This is a genomic window from Allobosea sp. GW821-FHT10B12 (assembly GCF_059415545.1).
The window spans coordinates 267,469-283,287 of the sequence record NZ_JBWKNL010000002.1 but is presented as its reverse complement, the minus strand read 5'-3'; the positions used below and the strand labels follow the sequence as shown (position 1 = coordinate 283,287).

Genomic DNA, 15,819 nt, shown 5'->3' with positions numbered 1-15,819 from the left:
TCATGACTGGGAGGGACGATGCGCCCGCCGAGGAGCCGCGAGAGCCTGTTCGTGAGGGCGTTCGCCTGCGCCGGCCTGATCGGGCTGGCCTGGCTCGCCCAGCAGGCGCTCGGCTGGCTCGGTGTCGGCCTGCTTGGCCTGTTCACCCTCTTCGTCGCGGTACGCTACGAGCTGGAGGGCAATCTCCCGGTCGGCCCGCAGATGACGCCCGACCTTTACGCCAGCCAGTTCCACAAGCATGGCCGCGAGCACGCGGCCGAGCACGCGGCCGAGCACGCCGGCCGGCGCCATGAATGGGTGGGGCAGCTCTCGGCTGCCCGGCTCGCCGCCGGCATGGGCGCCCTGCTGGCGCTGCTCGGTTTTGGCTTCTTCCTGATGCTGGAGTTCGGCCGACAGCCCGGGTGAAGCCCCCGGCGCGGCCGACGTTCACTCCGCTGCCGGCACGAGCGGCGTCGGCGGCGGCACAGCTGCGATCGCGGCGGCGGCATTCTTGCCTCCCTCCTTGACCGTGACCGCGTTCGAGGCAAATGGCACATCGGCCTCGTTCAGGCCGCGATAGACCCGCTTCAGCGCCTCGCGCTGCAGCATCGAGGCATGGTTCGGCTTGGCGGTGAACTTCAGCCTGATGACGATGGCCGCGTCGGTGATGTCGGCGACGCCCTGCATCTTGAGCTGGGCGATGAAATGCGGCCCGAACTCCGGGTCCTCCAGTAGCGCCAGCCCGATCTTCTTGATCGTCTTGCGCGCTTTCTCGATGTCGGCGGAGTGATCGAGGCGGACGTTGAACTTGACCGTCGCCCAGTCGCGGCTGGCATTGGTCAATGACTGCACCTGACCGAACGGGACGGTGTGGACCTGCCCGCTCTGGTGGCGCAACTGCATCGAGCGCAGCGAGATCTTCTCGACCGTGCCTTTCAGCCGGCCTGTATCGACATACTCGCCGACACGGAACGCGTCCTCGAGCATGAAGAAGAAGCCGGAGACGATGTCGCGCACCAGCGCCTGCGAGCCGAAGGATATAGCGAGGCCGAGAATACCGAAGCCGGCGAGCAACGGCCCGATATCGACGCCGAGCCGCGACAACAGCACCAACGCGGTTAGGCCGAACACGGCGGCGAGCACGACGCCACGCAGCACTGGCAGTACGGTCGCCAGCCGCGACGGCACATGGTCATGCGGTACGGCGTCCTCGTCGCCCGGCAGGCTCGCCACAGGCTTCGGCGTATAGGCGTCGAAGAAGCTACGCAGGAAGACGATCGCAACCCAGCCGCCGAAAGCGAGCACGGCGACGCCGCCGGCCTGGCGCATCAGCATGGTGAACTGGTCGGAGCTGACGCCGAAGAGGAAGCCGGCCCAGAGCCGCGCCAGCAGATAGAACCCACCGGCCCAGATCGCGCCGCCGGCCGCGGCACGCAGCGCATGGCCGACCGCGAGCGAGAGCGGCGCCACCTCGCCCATTGCTGCTGCATGCGCCTGCCGGCAGGCCATCAGGCTGGTGACGCCGACGGCCAGGATCGGAGCCAGCACGATGATGAACTGCGTCAGTGCGGCAGCCTCCGCCCAGCGCGCGCCCCCCTCCATCATCGAGGATGCATTGCCGACCATCCAGATCAGCACGGCGAGTGCGGCGTAGAGCCAACCCGTCGTCAGCGCGATCGCGCGGCGCGCCGGCCCGGGTTCATGCGCTGAATGGAGAATCAACGCGGAGAGGTCGTGCCGCGCATCGATGAACCACCAGACCTTGAACACGGTCGCGACAATGCCGGCCAGAGCGAACAGCCCGACGACGGCTGCGGGGCCGGCGGCATGCTGGATCGACACGGTTGCCGTCAGCAGGACGGGCGTGAGGATGCCGAAGAAGATCAGGAATTTGAAGGCCCGCTCGGCTCGCGGCAACGGCATGACCCGGCGTTCCGGGGCGCCGGGAGCGAGCAGGAAACGTCCGAGGATCAGATATCCGGCGCCGATGGTGAGACCGTTGGCGATCGTGCGCAGCACCATGTGAGCGAGGTCGGGCTCCGGCAGCCAGAATCTGCGCACCGCATGCAGCACTACGAGCCAGAGCCCAAGCGTCGCCAGGTCCTGCAGCAGCCCCCAGGAGGAGGCGATCAGGCGCGGCGTGAACTCCGGTCCTTCCGGCCGCAGCCGTCGTGTGAACCAGCTATTGGTCGCGAGCCGGAACAGTCCGGCCACGGCAAACGCGAGTACAAGGCCTACTGCAAGCCACCAGCCGGCCGAACCATTGCGGTTCTGCGCCCAGGCGCTACGCCAGGCATCCGGTATCTGGGCAAGGCGCGGTACGGCCCCAAGGCCCTGCGACACCCCATCGACGAAATGATCCCAGAAGGCTTCGGCCTGGGTTTCATGTTCTGCCGGAACGTTGCTCGACGATGGTGGCAGTGCTGCACCAGTTGCGGCAGACGCCGGCGCCGCAGGAGCGGCAGCTGCGTCGCCCTTGCCGGCTATCCTGATCTCGACCTTGCGCCCACCGGCTGACAAGGCATCGACCAGCTTGCGCACCGCCTCGGGCGTCTCATCGCCGCGCAGGGTCAACACGGTCGACGAGTCCGTCTTGGCGTGCTGCGCCACGGCCGGCAGCGGGACTCCGACAGCGCCAACCAGCAGCGCCGCCCCGCACAACGCCATGGCTCTCAGCCAGTTCCGCATTGCGACCATGTCCTGTCCCCGAGCCCTATCAGATTGAGTCCACAATCAGACCTTTGCAAGCACTCGGCTCAGCGCGCCTTCAGCCAGCGGCCCAGGCGCGCGACCGCCTCCTCGCATTCCGCCAGCGAGCCGGCGAACGACAGCCGCACCGTCCGCGCCCCGCGCCCCTCGTCGAAATCGAGCCCGGGCGTGATCGCGACCCCGGCGTTTTCGAGAGCATCCCGGCAGAAGCTCATGGAATCATTCGAATATCGACCGATGTCGAGATAGATGTAGAAGGCGCCGTCGACAGGCAGGAAGTCGCCGAGCCCGATCTCGGGCAGCGCCTTCAGCAGATACGCCCGGTTCGCCGCATAGCCGGCCTTGATCGCCTCGCATTCCTCTATCGCATCGAAGGCGGCTTCGCCCGCAACCTGACTCAGCATCGGCACCGAGATCGAGAAATTCTGCTGCAGCCGCTCGATCACGCGCACCAGCCGCTCCGGCACCACCAGCCAGCCGACCCGCCAGCCGGTCATGCAATAGTATTTGGAGAAGGAGTTGACGATGATCGCGTCCGGATCGGCGGCGAGCGCCGTCGTCGCCGGCCGCTCATAGGTCAGGCCGTGATAGATCTCGTCGGAGATGTACCAGAGCCCGAGCCGCCGGCACTCGGCCGCCACCGCCGCGATCGCCTCCGGCGCCATCACCACGCCGGTCGGGTTGGCCGGGCTCATCGTCAGCACGCCGGCGAGCGGCTTCTCGCCATGGGCTTTCGCGATCAGCTCCGGTGTCAGCGCATAGCGCGTCTCCGGCCCCACCGGGATCGCGACCGGCTCGAGCCCGAGCGCGGTCAGGATGTTGCGATAGGCAGGGTACCCCGGCGCGGTGATCGCGATGCGCGCGCCCGGCTCGAAGCAGGCGAGGAAGCTCAGGATGAAGCCACCGGAGGAGCCGGTCGTCACCACGACCCGCTCGGCAGGCACATCGACGCCATAGGTGTCGCGATAATGCCGTGCGATTCGAGCCCGGAGCGAGCCGATGCCGAGCGCCTGGGTATAGCCGATGCGACCGTCTTCCAGCGCCCTTGCCGCAGCGGCGCGGATGCTCGTCGGCGTCGGCGCCGAAGGCTGCCCGACCTCCATATGCACGACCGAGCCGCCGCGCCGCTCGATCGCCTCGGCGGCGTTCATCACGTCCATGACGATGAAGGGTGAGACGCCCTGCGCCCGCGCGGCGGGCTTCGGCGTCGGCGGCAGGCCGGGAACGGCGATGGTCATAGCAGCCTCGATGATCGTCACGTTGCCCGAGCCATGCCCCGCCGGCGGACGAACCGCAAGCCGCTCAGAGGTCAAGCTCGGCCTGCCGCAATGGCAGGGCTCGCGCGCTTTCACCCGATCGCAGCTCGCTATGGCGCACGATCGCGGCGCTCATGCTGACCCGGTAGCGCTCGCTCAGCGCGGTCGCGTCGAGCAGCCGCACCGCCGGCGTATCGGGGATCAGGAAGGCGGCAGCATAGCGCCGCGCCTGATATTCCATCGAGCGGAGCTTCGCCGAGGCCCGCTCGGCCCGTCCGCCGGCCGGCCCCCGGTTCAGATTGCCCTGATGGCCGAGCAGCGCGTGGCCAACCTCGTGCGCCACCGTCATCAGGGCCCTGCCCTCGCCGCGATTGGCCGCCTGGAACACGCCTTCCGGGATCCGCAGGCGCTTGGCTTGTGAATCCCACTGGGCCTCGGCTTCGCCGAGAGAGCCGTCGGGTACGCGCTCATGGGAGAATTCCGGATAGCGCGCCTCGAGGCTGGCGAGCAACGCCATGACCTCGACCGCCTCGTCGTCGCTGAATCCGAGCCCGCGCCGATGCGCCAGAGCGCGGGCGTCGATCTGCGCGTCGGTGAGGAAGGCATGGCGCATCGGCAGGCCTCCTGAGCCCGCCGATCATAGACCTCCCGCCATGTCGCCTCAATGAAGGCGGCTAGCTGGCAAGAATCGCCTCAACGATCTCCTGCACGTTCAGCGCTTCCTCCAGCGTCGCCAGCTGATGCGGCTCGCCGCGGGTCAGCTTCGCTACGCCTTCGAGCTGCCGCTTCAGCGCGACCGGCCGCGCCTCGAGCTGGGTCAGCGCATCGGGAGCGCGCTGCCAGGAACCGTCCGGCTGGCGCTGCTCGGCCAGTGACCAGTCGCAGAGCCGGACCGCACCGCCCTCGCCTTCGAGCATCCAGATGTTGTGATCGTCCTTCTCGGTCGTGCCGACGCTGCCGGTGAGCGTCACCGGAATGTCGCCGGCCATCAGGCGAGCCTCGATCCGGCGCTCCGACTTGCCGGCCTCCGGGAAGGAGGCGCTCGCCTGCAGGCCGTGCAGCCGCCCGCCCAGCCGGCGACTGAGGAAGAGGAAATGCGAGACGACCTCGCGGGTGAAACCGCCCTGCTCGCGCCGGTCGAGCCAGCCCGCCGCATCGGCCTGCCAGGAACGCGGCCAGGTCGCGAAGGCGACCTCGATCGCAATCCGCCGATTACTGCCAAGTGCTCCAGCAGCGACCCAATCCTGCAATTGCAAGACGGCGGGCGAAGAGGCGAAGGGGAAATTGACCGCGCCCCGGCCACCGGCCTCGCCGACGAAGGCCCTGGAGTCGGCAACGTCGATCGCCAGCGGCTTCTCGCAGAATACGCTCTTGCCGGCCGCGAGCGCGGCGCGGGCATGGCCGAGATGGGAGGCCGGCGGCGAGGCGATGTAGACGCAGTCGCTCGCTGCGATCACCGCCGCCGCATCGGACAGCTGCGTGACCTGCGGCAACTCGAAGGCGATCCGCGCCATCGCCTCGCCCGACGGATCCCAGATGCCGGCGGCACGCACGAGTTCGGGCGACTGCGCCAGGATCGCGCGCAGCATGCGCTCTCCCATGATGCCGGCGCCGATCAGGCCGATGGAAACAGGTGCGGACATGGGATTCTCTCGAAGCGATGCAATCGATGCCGCATAGCAGCCCGATGGCGTCCGCGGCTACCCCGCGAGACGCTCGCTGCCCTCGCCGAGCTCGACCCGGTTTCGCCCCGAGTTCTTGCCGGCATAGAGCGCTGCATCCGCACGCCGGTAGAGATCGGCGGCCGTCTCCTGACCGTCGAAGCCGACCGCCCCCATGCTGACGGTGATGTGCTGCGCCGTCGGCGAGGCGGCGTGCTCGATCCTGAGCTCGGCGATCGCCTGCGCGACCCGCTCCAGCCGCTCCTGCGCCTTCTCCGGCGTGGTGTCATAGAGCAGCAGGCCGAACTCTTCGCCGCCGAGCCGCCCGACCATGTCCATCGGCGGGCGCAGCCTGCTGTCGATGGCCCGGGCGATCAAGGCCAGCGCGATGTCGCCGGCCTGGTGGCCGTAGCGGTCGTTGTAGCGCTTGAAATGGTCGACATCGAGCACCGCGAACACGACCGGCGCCCGGTCGCGCCGTGCCTGCAGCAAGGCCATCGCGACATGCTCCTCGAAGCCGCGCCGGTTGGCGACACCGGTCAGCGCATCCGACATCGCCCGGTTATGCAGCATGCGGCGCAGCAGGAACTGGTCGCGCTCGGCCCGCTCGCGCAGCCAGGCACCGACCGCGCTGACGAAGACGGCGAAGAACAGCAGGATCGACAGGCGGCCATGCTCGATCAACTGCGCCGGCTCGAGCATGACGAAGCCGAGCATCGTGGTGAACACCGCGATCAGCAGGGCGATGCTCAGACTTTGCAGGAAGGTCAATCCGACCGGCAGGAACACGGCGGCGATGATCACGAGCTGGGCGATGTCCGCCTGCGGCAGGCCGCGCAGCTTGTACATGTTGGCGATGAAGGCGCAGGTCACGCCGATCAGCGCCAGCGCCAGCATGGTGAGGTGATGGTAGGAACGCGCCAGGCGGTTGTGGCGCACGATCCAGACCAGACGCAGGATCACGGCCAGCGTCCCGAGCCTCAGCACAATGGCGAGCTCGATTGTGTAGTCGCCGCTGCCGATCGTGACGAGATTGTCGAGCCGCGTCAGGTCGAGCCCGATGAAGGTCAGCCAGATGCCGAGTGCCGTGATCAGGCAGACCAGCGTGCTGCGGCGTTGCTCGGCGCGCATGTGCAGCCGATATTCGCGTTCCAGTGCCGGCTCGAATCCGAGGCCGTCGATGCGCCGTGCCGGCGCGGCGGCGCTCGGCGCTTCGCTCGCCGGTTCGGCGTGCCGGGAGATCGGGTCGTGGCGTGGGGCGTGCACGCGCAGGAAGATGGCCGCGACTGGCTAACGCCGCTTTGACGCATTGCGAGAGACGCACAGTTTTTGCCGGACAGGGTTTCGATCCCCCTGTCGCGATCCCTCGCATTCGAACGATTGCTGGATCGCGGGCCGCTTGACCCTCCATCTGGTGGAGACGTTAGGACAGCCCCATGACCGCCACCGACCAACGCTACACCATCGGCGAGCTCGCCCGCCTCTGCGGCCTGCCCGTGCGCCGCATCCGCTTCTATTCCGACAAGGGTCTGCTGCCGCCGGCGACCCGCACGACGGCGAACTACCGCGTCTATTCGGACGCCGATGCGGCGCGCCTCGACCTGATCCAGGCCTTGCGCGCCATGGGCGTCGGCCTCGCCGCGATCCAGGGCATCCTCGCCCGCAAGGGCTCGCTCGCCGAATTGCTGGCGCTGCGCCTATCCGCGCTCGAGGCCGAGATCGCCGGCAAGCGCCGCATCGCCGCGACCTTGCGCGCCGCCCTGCGCAATCCCGAACCCACCGCAGACGACCTCAGGAGACTATGGACCATGACCAGCCTGTCCAATGCCGAGATGCGCAACTTGACCGAACGCTTCTATGACGAGGTCACCGGCGACAGGATGAATCCCGACTGGCGCCAGAAGGCGATCGAGGCCGGCACGCCCGAGCTCCCGGACGATCCGACGCCAGAGCAGATCGACGCCTTCGCCGAGCTCCGGGCGATGCTGAGCGACGAGACGGTCATCGCCCGCGCCAAGGCCGACGCCGAACTGATGTGGACGCCGGACTTCGACCCCGCCGCCTATCACGCCGCCGCCGAGCGCATCTTCGCTGAGGTTCGCAAGGCGATGGCCGCAGGCGAAGCTCCCGGTTCGGAAGCCGGCCGCACCATCGCCCGCGATTGGCTGAACGCCTCGGCCGGGGCGATGAAACGCCAGCCCGACGATGCCTTCCGCGCCTGGCACCTCGACCAGTACCGCCGGCATCACGACCGCTCGCTGCGCTACCAGCAATTGCTCGCGACCTTGCGCGGCGAGGACGCGCCCGGCCGTGAATGGTGGTGGATCAACGAGGCGATGGCGGCGCTCGTCGTCTGACGCTCGTTAGACAAAGCCGATCCAGCGCCCGGCGACCAGCACGCAGAGCCAGAGCGAGGCGGAGAGAGTGGCCAGCAGGCGAACCCGCAGGCCGATCTCGCCGCCGGCCAGCGCCGGCTTCAGCCCATGATGCTGGAGCGCGATATTGCCCAACGCCAAGGCGAGCAGGCCGAGCTTGATCAGGAAGGCGGTGTTTCCGAGATATTCGCCCGGCTTCACCGTGAACAGCCAGAAGCCCGTCGCCAGCGCTAGGGTCAGCCCGAATGCGGCCGTCCGGATCAGGATCGGTCCGACCAGCGGCAGCGCCGAAGCACGCAATACGCCGGCGAGCCGGAGATCGAGCGGAAGGATCGCCCCGAGTAGCAGGCCGATGCCGAGGATGTGCGCGGCGTTGACGAAGAGGTAGGCCGTGCCGGAACGCTGCAGCAGCACCGCCCCCGGCCAGCTGCCGAGCCAGTCGATCAGCGTGGCCACGGGGGCTCAGTTCGTTTTGATCCGCTCCGGGTACATGTCGTAATTCTTGCCACCGATGGTGATGCGCACCGCCTTCATCTGCTTCTTGCTGGCGTCCTGATGGCGGTTGCCGAGCACGGTGATGGCATCGCCGACCTTCGCCGTCTCGGCGGTGAAGTTGGCCCGCGCCGTCTGATTGGGATTGCCGAGGTCGATCTGCCAGAGGACGCCGTCGGTCGCCGCGACCTGCAGCGTCGGATGCGGCGGCGCCATCGAGATCGAGCGGATCGTGCCCTTGAGCTCGCTCTGCTCGTCGACAGCCCAGCCCCAGCCATGATGCGCCAGGGCCGGCAGCGCGAGTACGGAAACAGCCGCGCCGCAGAGCAGCGCCCTTCGGCCGATCACGAAACGGGTCATCGTCGAACCCTCCTGGTTGCACGAACGCGCGGAGGCTAACCCGGCATCGGCGCCTTGTCGCCGCCGGGGCGGATCAAAGCTGCGTCATCCGTGGCGCACCACGCAGGGACGGTTTGCGCTATGACTGCCGCGCGAATCCGACCCGAAAGGAAGCTCAGGCCGTGGACATCTTCGACAGGTTGAAAGCCGCGGCGGCGGCCGATTGGGCCTCCTATGTCGAGCACGATTTCGTCCGACGCATGGGCGACGGCTCGCTGCCCGAGGCGGCCTTCCGGACCTACCTCGTTCAGGACTATCTCTTTCTGATCCAGTTCGCCCGCGCCTATGCGCTGGCGACCTATAAGAGCCGCACCCTCGCCGACATGCGCGCCGCCAAGGCCGGGCTCTCCGCCATCCTCGATCTCGAAATGGACCTGCATGTGCGACTCTGCGGCCGCTGGGGCCTTTTGCCCGCTGAGCTGGAAGCCGCGCCCGAACACCAAACGACGGTCGCCTACACCCGCTTCGTGCTCGATTGCGGCGTCTCGGGCGATCTGCTCGACCTGCATGTCGCCCTCGCCCCTTGCGTCATCGGCTATGCCGAGATCGGCGCGCGCCTGGCCGCCGGCCTCGGGCCGGTGCTCGACAGCCATCCCTATCGCGACTGGATCGGCGAATATGCCGGCGAGCCCTATCAGCAGGTCGCCCGCGACGCCCGCCGCCATCTCGACGCCCTCGCCGCCCGCGCCATGACGGAAGCACGCTTTAGCGAGCTCGCCGCCCTGTTCGGCCAGGCTTCGCGTCTGGAGGCCGATTTCTGGCAGATGGGCCTCCAAGGGGCGAAATAGCTTCGCTCTCCCCGCCGCGCAGGCCCATGCCCGAGCCTGCCCTAGGGCATCTCAAGCTGGCCCGGATTGGTGCCCGCCGTTGCGCTGAGCGCCAGACGAGGCCTGCGGATAGCGCCCGGATCGTGCAATAATTTAATATTGACACTATCTCAATTAATGGCTACGACCTGCCATAGCGATGGGGAGGCTACCGTGAACGCACCGCAGAACATCCCACTGGCAGGTCTGCGTGGCGCTCAGTGGAACGAGGCGGACCTGCCCCATGGCCTGATCGCATCCGTGCATTCGCTGACCACCGTGGATGGCGCCAATGTCAACGGCTTCCTCTATCGCATGGGTGGCGAGAAGTCGGTCTGCTGCATCATGCATCCGCGCGAGATCCTCGCGACCCATTATCTCGTCCCGGAATTGCTCAAGGCTGGTGCTGCCGTCTGGGTCCAGGCGTCGCGCTCGGCCGGCAACGACACGCGGCTCGAGCACGAGCTCGCTCTGCTCGACGTCGATGCGGGCACCTCCTTCCTCAAGGAGCGTTACGAGCAGATCGTCCTGGTCGGCAATTCCGGCGGCGCCGGGCTTTATGCGTACTACACCGAGCAGGCTGGCCTGCCGCCCGAGCTACGCGAGAAGCGAACGCCGGCCGGCCGTCCCGTACGTCTGGCCGAGGCACCGATGGCCCGGCCCGACATCGTCGTCATGGTCGCCCCGCATCCCGGGCAGGGAATCCTGCTGATGAATTCGCTCGACCCGTCCGTCGTCGATGAGCGTGAACCGCTGTCGGTCGACCCCTCTCTCTTTCCATTCAGTGCCGCGAACGGCTTCAGGCCAGACGGAGCGACATACGCTCCCGAGTTCGTCGCGCGCTATCGCGAGGCGCAGCGCAGGCGCGTCGAGACCATCGACGCCAAGGCGCGGGAGATGCTTCGCCTGCGCATGTCCGCCCGCAAGAACCTCTCCGACGGCAGCATCGATGTCGAGAAGCTCACCGCGGGCTGGCAGCAGATTTTCGAAGTACCGCGCACCGATGCCGATCTGCGCAACTGGGACTTGAGCCTCGATCCGACGGACAGACTCGTCGGTTCCCTATGGGGCAATGATCCGTTCAAGACCAACATGAACGGCGTCGGCTTCGGGCGCGTCTGCACCCTTGAAAGCTGGCTCTCGACCTGGTCGGGCCTGTCCTCGCGCGCGAGCGTCCTGCGCTGTGCGCCGGCGATCACGCAACCCACCTTCGTCATCCGCTACACGGCGGATGCCTGCGTCTTCCCCGGGGATCTCGACGCGATCTGGGCTGCGCTCGGCACCGCGGACAAGGGGATCGCGGTCATCCGCGGCAACCATCACGGCCAGCCAGTGCTGGCAGGAGAGCCGAGCGGGCAAGCCCTTGCTGGTGAGGCGATCCGTGAGTGGCTCGAGGACAGGCTCCTGACCTGAACCCTGCCTTCCGATGGGGAACTTGCGGCCTTAAATTGAGGCAATGTGAATATGAAGATCAACATTATCGGCGGCGGGCCATCGGGACTCTACTTCGCCTATCTCGCGCGCAAGCGCCTGCGCGGCGTCGAGGTCCATGTCCACGAACGGAACGCCCCTGGCGCGACCTTCGGCTTCGGCGTCGTACTCGCGGGCGCCGGCCTCGCCAAACTGGCCGCCGCCGATACCGCGAGCTTCGAGCGCCTGACAGGGATCACCAAGCCGCTCGGCAACCAGGAGATCATCCTCAATGGCCGGGCTGTCTCGATCGAAGGGCAGGCTTATGGCGGCGCGGTCGAGCGGCTGCAGCTGCTGACGCTGCTCAACGAGCTTTGCGCCGAAGTCGGCGTCCAAGTTACGCATCATGATGACATCCGCGATCCCGCCACCCTCGACGACGCGGATCTGGTGGTCGGCGCGGACGGCGCCAACTCGACCTTGCGTGCGGCGAGCTCGGCCGCTTTCGGCACGCAAGGCAGCGAATTGTCGAATGCCTTCGCCTGGTACGGCGCCGAACGCCGGCATGACCGGCCGACGCTCAGTTTCCGGAATGCCGGCGGCGGCGCCTTCTGCGCGCATTACTACCCATACACCGATCGCATGTGCACCTTCGTGATGGAGTGCGATCGCGCGGCCTGGGACGGCTGCGGCTTCGGCGCGATGACCGATGACGAGCGCAAGGCGTTCGTCGAGCAGCTCTACACCGAGGACCTCCACAGCCAGCCACTGATCTCGAATAAGTCCGAATGGCGCAATTTCCAGCCGGTCTGGAACGAGCGTTGGATCCATGGCCATCGCGTGCTGATCGGAGACGCGGTCAGGCGGGCGCATTTCTCGATCGGCTCGGGCACCCGGATCGCGATGGAGGATTCGATTGCGCTCGTCAGCGCGCTCGAAGGGAGGCGCGACATCCCCGCCGCCCTTTCCGCCTATGTGGCCGGCCGCAAGCCCGCCGCCGATATCCTGATCGGCGCCGCCCGCGAGAGCTACAGCTGGTACGAGGAGATGGGCCGGCACATGGCGGCCGCGAGCGGCCCCTACGACTTCGCCTATGGCTATCTGACCCGCACCAGCCGCGTCGACGCGGCCAGGGTCGCCGCCGACTACCCCAACTTCATGACGGCCTGCGCCGCCGAGGCCGGAGGGTCCGTGCGATGACGATGCCCTATGCCTTCTTTCCGGCGACCGAGGAGATCATCTCCGACGAGCCGCTGGTGATCCGCCGCGTCGTCCGCTGGGGCGATTGCGATCCGGCCGGCGTCGCCTATACGCCGCGCTTCCTCGACTATGTCGTATCGGCGCACGAAGCCTTCATCAGCCTGATGCTCGGCGGCCCGATCCACGCGATGAAGGTCACCGCCGGCGTCGATTTCCCGGTTCGCGGCGTCGAGATCGATTTCCGCAGCCGCCTGCCGCTCGACAGCCAGTTCGAGATGGAGGCGAGGATCGGCGAGATTCGCTCGCGCACGTTCGACCTGCATGTCACCGCACGGCTGGTCGTTGCCGAGGGCAAGCGGCAGGGGCCGGTGGCCTTCGTCGCCCGCATCTCGCCCATCACCATCGACCGCATCAGCAAGGCCGGCGTGGCGCTGCCGCAGGCGCTGCGGTCGAGGCTCGAAGCCTACGCGACCGCGCATCCCCACCAGCCGGAGGACAAGGCATGAGGACTTACCGTATCGGACAGATCGTCCCGAGCTCGAACATCACGATGGAGACCGAGATCCCGGCGATGCTGCGCGCCCGGGAGACGATCCGGCCCGAGCGCTTCACCTTCCATTCGAGCCGCATGCGGATGAAGAAGGTCACGGCGGAAGAGCTCGCGGCCATGGACCGCGACAGCCTGCGCTGCGCGCGCGAACTCGCCGACGCCGATGTCGATGTCATGGGCTATGCCTGCCTGGTCGCGATCATGAGCCAGGGCCTGGGTTATCACTGCGTCTCGAAGGCTAATCTCGAGGGTGCGGTTGCGCAGGAAGGCAAGGCCATTCCGGTCGTCTCCTCGGCCGGCGCCCTGGTCGACGGCCTGAAGGAGATGGGCGCCAGGCGCGTCAGCCTGCTGATGCCCTACATGAAGCCGCTGGCAGCGAAGGTCACGGCCTATATCGAGAACGAAGGCTTCACGGTCCATGACAGCCTGGCGCTGGAGATCGAGGACAACCTCGCCGTCGCCGCCCGCGACCCCAGGGCCCTGATCGAGGACGTCAAGCGTCTGGATACGCGCGGTGTCGACGTCGTCGTCCTGTCGGCCTGCGTGCAGATGCCCTCGCTCGCGGCGCTGGCGCCCGTCGAGGCCGCTCTCGGCATTCCCGTCACCTCGGCCGCGGCCTGCACCGTCCGGGCAATGCTCAAATCCGTCGCCCTCGAACCGGTCGCCCCCGGCGCCGGGGCTGCGCTGGCGCCGGGATTGGCCGTGGCCGCCTGAAGCCTGCCGGCCGCGCGAATGCGGCAGGAAACCAAGAAAACCCAAGGGGAGAAACGAAAATGACCAAACTGCTGGCCGCCGGGCTCCTGGCACTGACCGCGAGCGTCTCGACTGCCGCTCTCGCCGAGCCCGTCAAGGTGGGGATGATCACGACCTTGTCCGGCGGGCTCGCCGGGCTCGGCATCGAGGTGCGGGACGGCTTCCTGCTGGCGCTGAAGCAGTCCGGGAACAAGAACGTCCAGCTCGTCATCGAGGACGATAATGGCGAGCCCGCCCGCGCCGTCCAGCTCGCCGAGAAGGCCATCAAGGCCGACAAGGTCGATGTGCTGACCGGCATCCTCTATTCCAACCTCGCCATGGCCGTGGTGCCCGGCGTGGTCGCCCAGAAGAAGTTCTACCTCTCGCCCAATGCCGGCCCGTCGCCGCTGGCGGGAGCAAAGTGCAGCCCGTTCTACTTCAACGTCTCCTGGCAGAACGATGCGATGCACGAGGCCATGGGCAACCATGCCAATGAAGCCGGCTACAGGAAGATGTTCATCCTCGCGCCGAACTATCCAGCCGGTACTGACGCGCTGAGGGGCTTCAAGCGCTTCTACAAGGGCGAGCTGGCCGGCGAGCTCTACACCAAGCTCGGGCAGACCGATTATGCGGCGGAGATCGCGCAAATCCGCGCCTCCGGCGCCGATGCCGTCTATTTCTTCCTGCCGGGCGACATGAGCATCGCCTTCATGAAGCAATACGCACAGGCTGGGGTGACAATTCCGGTCACCGGTCCGGGCTTCTCCCTCGATCAGGACGTCCTGGGCGCCATGGGCGACATCGCGCTTGGCGTGAGAAACACCTCGCAATGGTCCGAGGACCTCGACAACCCAGCCAACAAGGCTTTCGTCGACGGATTCAGGGCAGAGTACAAGCGCCGGCCGTCGATCTATGCAAGCCAGGGCTACGACACCGCCAACCTGTTGCTCTCGGCGGTGGCGAAGGCGAGCGTGAAGGACGCCGCCGCCTTCCGTGCTGCTCTGGAGGCGGCCGATTTCAAGTCGGTCAGGGGAAGCTTCCGCTTCGGCCTCAACCACCATCCGATCCAGGACATCTATGTCCGCGACGTGGTCAAGGTCGACGGCGCGCTCACCAACAGGGTCGTCGGCAAGACCTTCACCGCTCACCAGGACGCCTACGTCAAGGACTGCAAGATCTGACATAGGCCCCCCGAGGGCTTGCGCATTCGCGGGCCGGCCCCGTCGTCAGACGAAGGCCGGCAGCCGTCACGCCTGTGTTGCGTGGCGTCCGAAAGCGAGCAGCCCTCGAGACAGCAACCCTCTGGTCTTTTGCAGAAAGGCCCGTCGTGTCCAGCGCACTTCTCGTCGAACAGATTCTGAACGGTCTCCAATTCGGCGTCATGCTCTTCCTCATGGCGGCCGGGCTGACCCTGGTGTTCGGGGTCATGGGGCTGATCAATCTCGCCCATGGCTCGCTCTACATGATCGGGGCCTTCGCCTGCGCCGCGGTCGCGGCCATGACCGGCTCCTTCTGGCTCGGCCTCGTCGCCAGCCTCGCGGCTGCGGCTGCGGCCGGCACGCTGGTCGAAGTCGTGGTGATCCGGCGGCTCTATGGCCGCGACCATCTCGACCAGGTGCTGGCGACCTTCGCGCTGATCCTGATCTTCTCCGAGGCGACGCGCTGGCTGTTCGGCTCGGTCCCGCTCTATCTCAACGCCCCGCCCCTCCTGTCCGGCGCGGTCGCCCTGCCGGGCGGCGCCCAGTACCCGGTCTATCGCCTCGCCATCATCTTCGTCGGCATGGCGGTGGCGCTCGGGCTCTGGCTCCTGATCTCGAAGACGCGGCTCGGCATGCGCATCCGCGCCGGCGAAAACGACCGCGAGATGATCGGCGCGCTCGGCATCGACATCAATCGCCTCTACACGATCGTCTTCGCGCTCGGGGCAGCGCTGGCGGGGCTCGCGGGCGCCATGATCGGCGCGTTGCAATCCGTCCGGGTCGGCATGGGCGAACCGGTCCTGATCCTGGCCTTCGTCGTCATCGTCATCGGCGGCATCGGCTCGATCGAAGGCGCCCTGGTCGGCGCGCTCATCGTCGGCGTCGTCGATACGCTCGGCCGCATCCTCCTGCCTCAGCTGTTCGGCGCCGTCCTCGGACCGGCCCAGGGCGCGCTGGTCGGCGGGGCGGTCGCCGCCATGCTGATCTATGTGGTGATGGCGCTGGTCCTCGCCTTCAAGCCGCGCGGCCTGTTCACGGGGAGCGCCTGACC

The 15,819-nt window shown here is 67.5% G+C and carries 16 protein-coding genes; 9 read left to right on the top strand and 7 right to left on the bottom strand.

Annotation, left to right across the window (positions count from 1 at the left end; genetic code table 11):
• Window positions 1-18 precede the first annotated feature (18 nt).
• Complete coding sequence (locus AC07O0_RS06625; protein ID WP_494621204.1) at window positions 19-405, top strand: hypothetical protein; 387 nt, start codon at window positions 19-21, stop codon at window positions 403-405.
• Between the two features lie 21 nt (window positions 406-426).
• Here the strand turns inward: AC07O0_RS06625 and AC07O0_RS06620 are convergent, their stop codons facing one another.
• From AC07O0_RS06620 to AC07O0_RS06600, 5 genes are all read right to left on the bottom strand, one after another.
• Window positions 427-2,676 carry a mechanosensitive ion channel family protein gene (locus AC07O0_RS06620; RefSeq protein ID WP_494621202.1) on the bottom strand — a complete coding sequence of 750 codons (2,250 nt, stop codon included), beginning with the start codon at window positions 2,674-2,676 and terminating at the stop codon, window positions 427-429.
• Between the two features lie 59 nt (window positions 2,677-2,735).
• Complete coding sequence (locus AC07O0_RS06615; protein WP_494621200.1) at window positions 2,736-3,926, bottom strand: pyridoxal phosphate-dependent aminotransferase; 1,191 nt, start codon at window positions 3,924-3,926, stop codon at window positions 2,736-2,738.
• A gap of 64 nt (window positions 3,927-3,990) precedes the next feature.
• Window positions 3,991-4,557: an ImmA/IrrE family metallo-endopeptidase gene (locus AC07O0_RS06610; RefSeq protein ID WP_494621198.1), complete on the bottom strand. Its 567-nt coding sequence runs from the start codon at window positions 4,555-4,557 to the stop codon at window positions 3,991-3,993.
• Window positions 4,558-4,618: 61 nt separating this feature from the next.
• On the bottom strand, window positions 4,619-5,587 hold the full coding sequence (locus AC07O0_RS06605) for a Gfo/Idh/MocA family protein (RefSeq protein WP_494621196.1): 969 nt from the start codon (window positions 5,585-5,587) through the stop codon (window positions 4,619-4,621).
• Window positions 5,588-5,644: 57 nt separating this feature from the next.
• Window positions 5,645-6,871: a GGDEF domain-containing protein gene (locus tag AC07O0_RS06600; protein ID WP_494621194.1), complete on the bottom strand. Its 1,227-nt coding sequence runs from the start codon at window positions 6,869-6,871 to the stop codon at window positions 5,645-5,647.
• Between the two features lie 170 nt (window positions 6,872-7,041).
• Here AC07O0_RS06600 and AC07O0_RS06595 point away from each other — a divergent pair, with 170 nt between their 5' ends.
• Window positions 7,042-7,962 (top strand): MerR family transcriptional regulator, encoded by a 921-nt coding sequence (locus AC07O0_RS06595; RefSeq protein ID WP_494621192.1) that lies wholly within the window; start codon window positions 7,042-7,044, stop codon window positions 7,960-7,962.
• A gap of 6 nt (window positions 7,963-7,968) precedes the next feature.
• Here the strand turns inward: AC07O0_RS06595 and AC07O0_RS06590 are convergent, their stop codons facing one another.
• Entirely contained in the window at window positions 7,969-8,436 is a 468-nt protein-coding gene (locus tag AC07O0_RS06590) for a DUF2214 domain-containing protein (protein WP_494621190.1), read from the bottom strand.
• A gap of 6 nt (window positions 8,437-8,442) precedes the next feature.
• Window positions 8,443-8,832 (bottom strand): DUF6152 family protein, encoded by a 390-nt coding sequence (locus AC07O0_RS06585; protein ID WP_494621188.1) that lies wholly within the window; start codon window positions 8,830-8,832, stop codon window positions 8,443-8,445.
• Between the two features lie 161 nt (window positions 8,833-8,993).
• On the opposite strand from AC07O0_RS06585, the gene AC07O0_RS06580 reads away from it, so the two are divergent.
• From AC07O0_RS06580 to AC07O0_RS06550, 7 genes are all read left to right on the top strand, one after another.
• Window positions 8,994-9,659 (top strand): TenA family protein, encoded by a 666-nt coding sequence (locus tag AC07O0_RS06580; RefSeq protein WP_494621186.1) that lies wholly within the window; start codon window positions 8,994-8,996, stop codon window positions 9,657-9,659.
• A 192-nt stretch (window positions 9,660-9,851) separates the two neighbouring features.
• Entirely contained in the window at window positions 9,852-11,090 is a 1,239-nt protein-coding gene (locus AC07O0_RS06575) for a hypothetical protein (RefSeq protein ID WP_494621184.1), read from the top strand.
• 51 nt (window positions 11,091-11,141) lie between these two features.
• A complete protein-coding gene (locus tag AC07O0_RS06570) occupies window positions 11,142-12,287 on the top strand; it encodes an FAD-dependent monooxygenase (protein ID WP_494621182.1) in 1,146 nt (381 codons plus the stop codon).
• Window positions 12,284-12,793, top strand: a complete 510-nt coding sequence (locus AC07O0_RS06565; RefSeq protein WP_494621180.1) for an acyl-CoA thioesterase — start codon at window positions 12,284-12,286, stop codon at window positions 12,791-12,793. The genes AC07O0_RS06570 and AC07O0_RS06565 overlap by 4 nt, the downstream gene beginning before the upstream one ends.
• Window positions 12,790-13,551, top strand: a complete 762-nt coding sequence (locus AC07O0_RS06560; RefSeq protein ID WP_494621178.1) for a maleate cis-trans isomerase family protein — start codon at window positions 12,790-12,792, stop codon at window positions 13,549-13,551. Before AC07O0_RS06565 ends, AC07O0_RS06560 begins: the two co-directional genes overlap by 4 nt.
• Before the next feature lie 59 nt (window positions 13,552-13,610).
• Window positions 13,611-14,750, top strand: coding sequence for an ABC transporter substrate-binding protein (locus AC07O0_RS06555; protein ID WP_494621176.1), 1,140 nt, complete (start codon window positions 13,611-13,613; stop codon window positions 14,748-14,750).
• A 146-nt stretch (window positions 14,751-14,896) separates the two neighbouring features.
• On the top strand, window positions 14,897-15,817 hold the full coding sequence (locus AC07O0_RS06550) for a branched-chain amino acid ABC transporter permease (RefSeq protein WP_494621174.1): 921 nt from the start codon (window positions 14,897-14,899) through the stop codon (window positions 15,815-15,817).
• The last annotated feature ends 2 nt before the right edge of the window (window positions 15,818-15,819 follow it).

Coding starts and splice junctions, on each gene's coding strand:
- AC07O0_RS06625 (WP_494621204.1), top strand. CDS start 19: ATGCGCCCGCCGAGGAGCCGCGAGAGCCTGTTCGTGAGGGCGTTCGCC.
- AC07O0_RS06620 (WP_494621202.1), bottom strand. CDS start 2,676: ATGGTCGCAATGCGGAACTGGCTGAGAGCCATGGCGTTGTGCGGGGCG.
- AC07O0_RS06615 (WP_494621200.1), bottom strand. CDS start 3,926: ATGACCATCGCCGTTCCCGGCCTGCCGCCGACGCCGAAGCCCGCCGCG.
- AC07O0_RS06610 (WP_494621198.1), bottom strand. CDS start 4,557: ATGCGCCATGCCTTCCTCACCGACGCGCAGATCGACGCCCGCGCTCTG.
- AC07O0_RS06605 (WP_494621196.1), bottom strand. CDS start 5,587: ATGTCCGCACCTGTTTCCATCGGCCTGATCGGCGCCGGCATCATGGGA.
- AC07O0_RS06595 (WP_494621192.1), top strand. CDS start 7,042: ATGACCGCCACCGACCAACGCTACACCATCGGCGAGCTCGCCCGCCTC.
- AC07O0_RS06585 (WP_494621188.1), bottom strand. CDS start 8,832: ATGACCCGTTTCGTGATCGGCCGAAGGGCGCTGCTCTGCGGCGCGGCT.
- AC07O0_RS06570 (WP_494621182.1), top strand. CDS start 11,142: ATGAAGATCAACATTATCGGCGGCGGGCCATCGGGACTCTACTTCGCC.
- AC07O0_RS06565 (WP_494621180.1), top strand. CDS start 12,284: ATGACGATGCCCTATGCCTTCTTTCCGGCGACCGAGGAGATCATCTCC.
- AC07O0_RS06560 (WP_494621178.1), top strand. CDS start 12,790: ATGAGGACTTACCGTATCGGACAGATCGTCCCGAGCTCGAACATCACG.
- AC07O0_RS06555 (WP_494621176.1), top strand. CDS start 13,611: ATGACCAAACTGCTGGCCGCCGGGCTCCTGGCACTGACCGCGAGCGTC.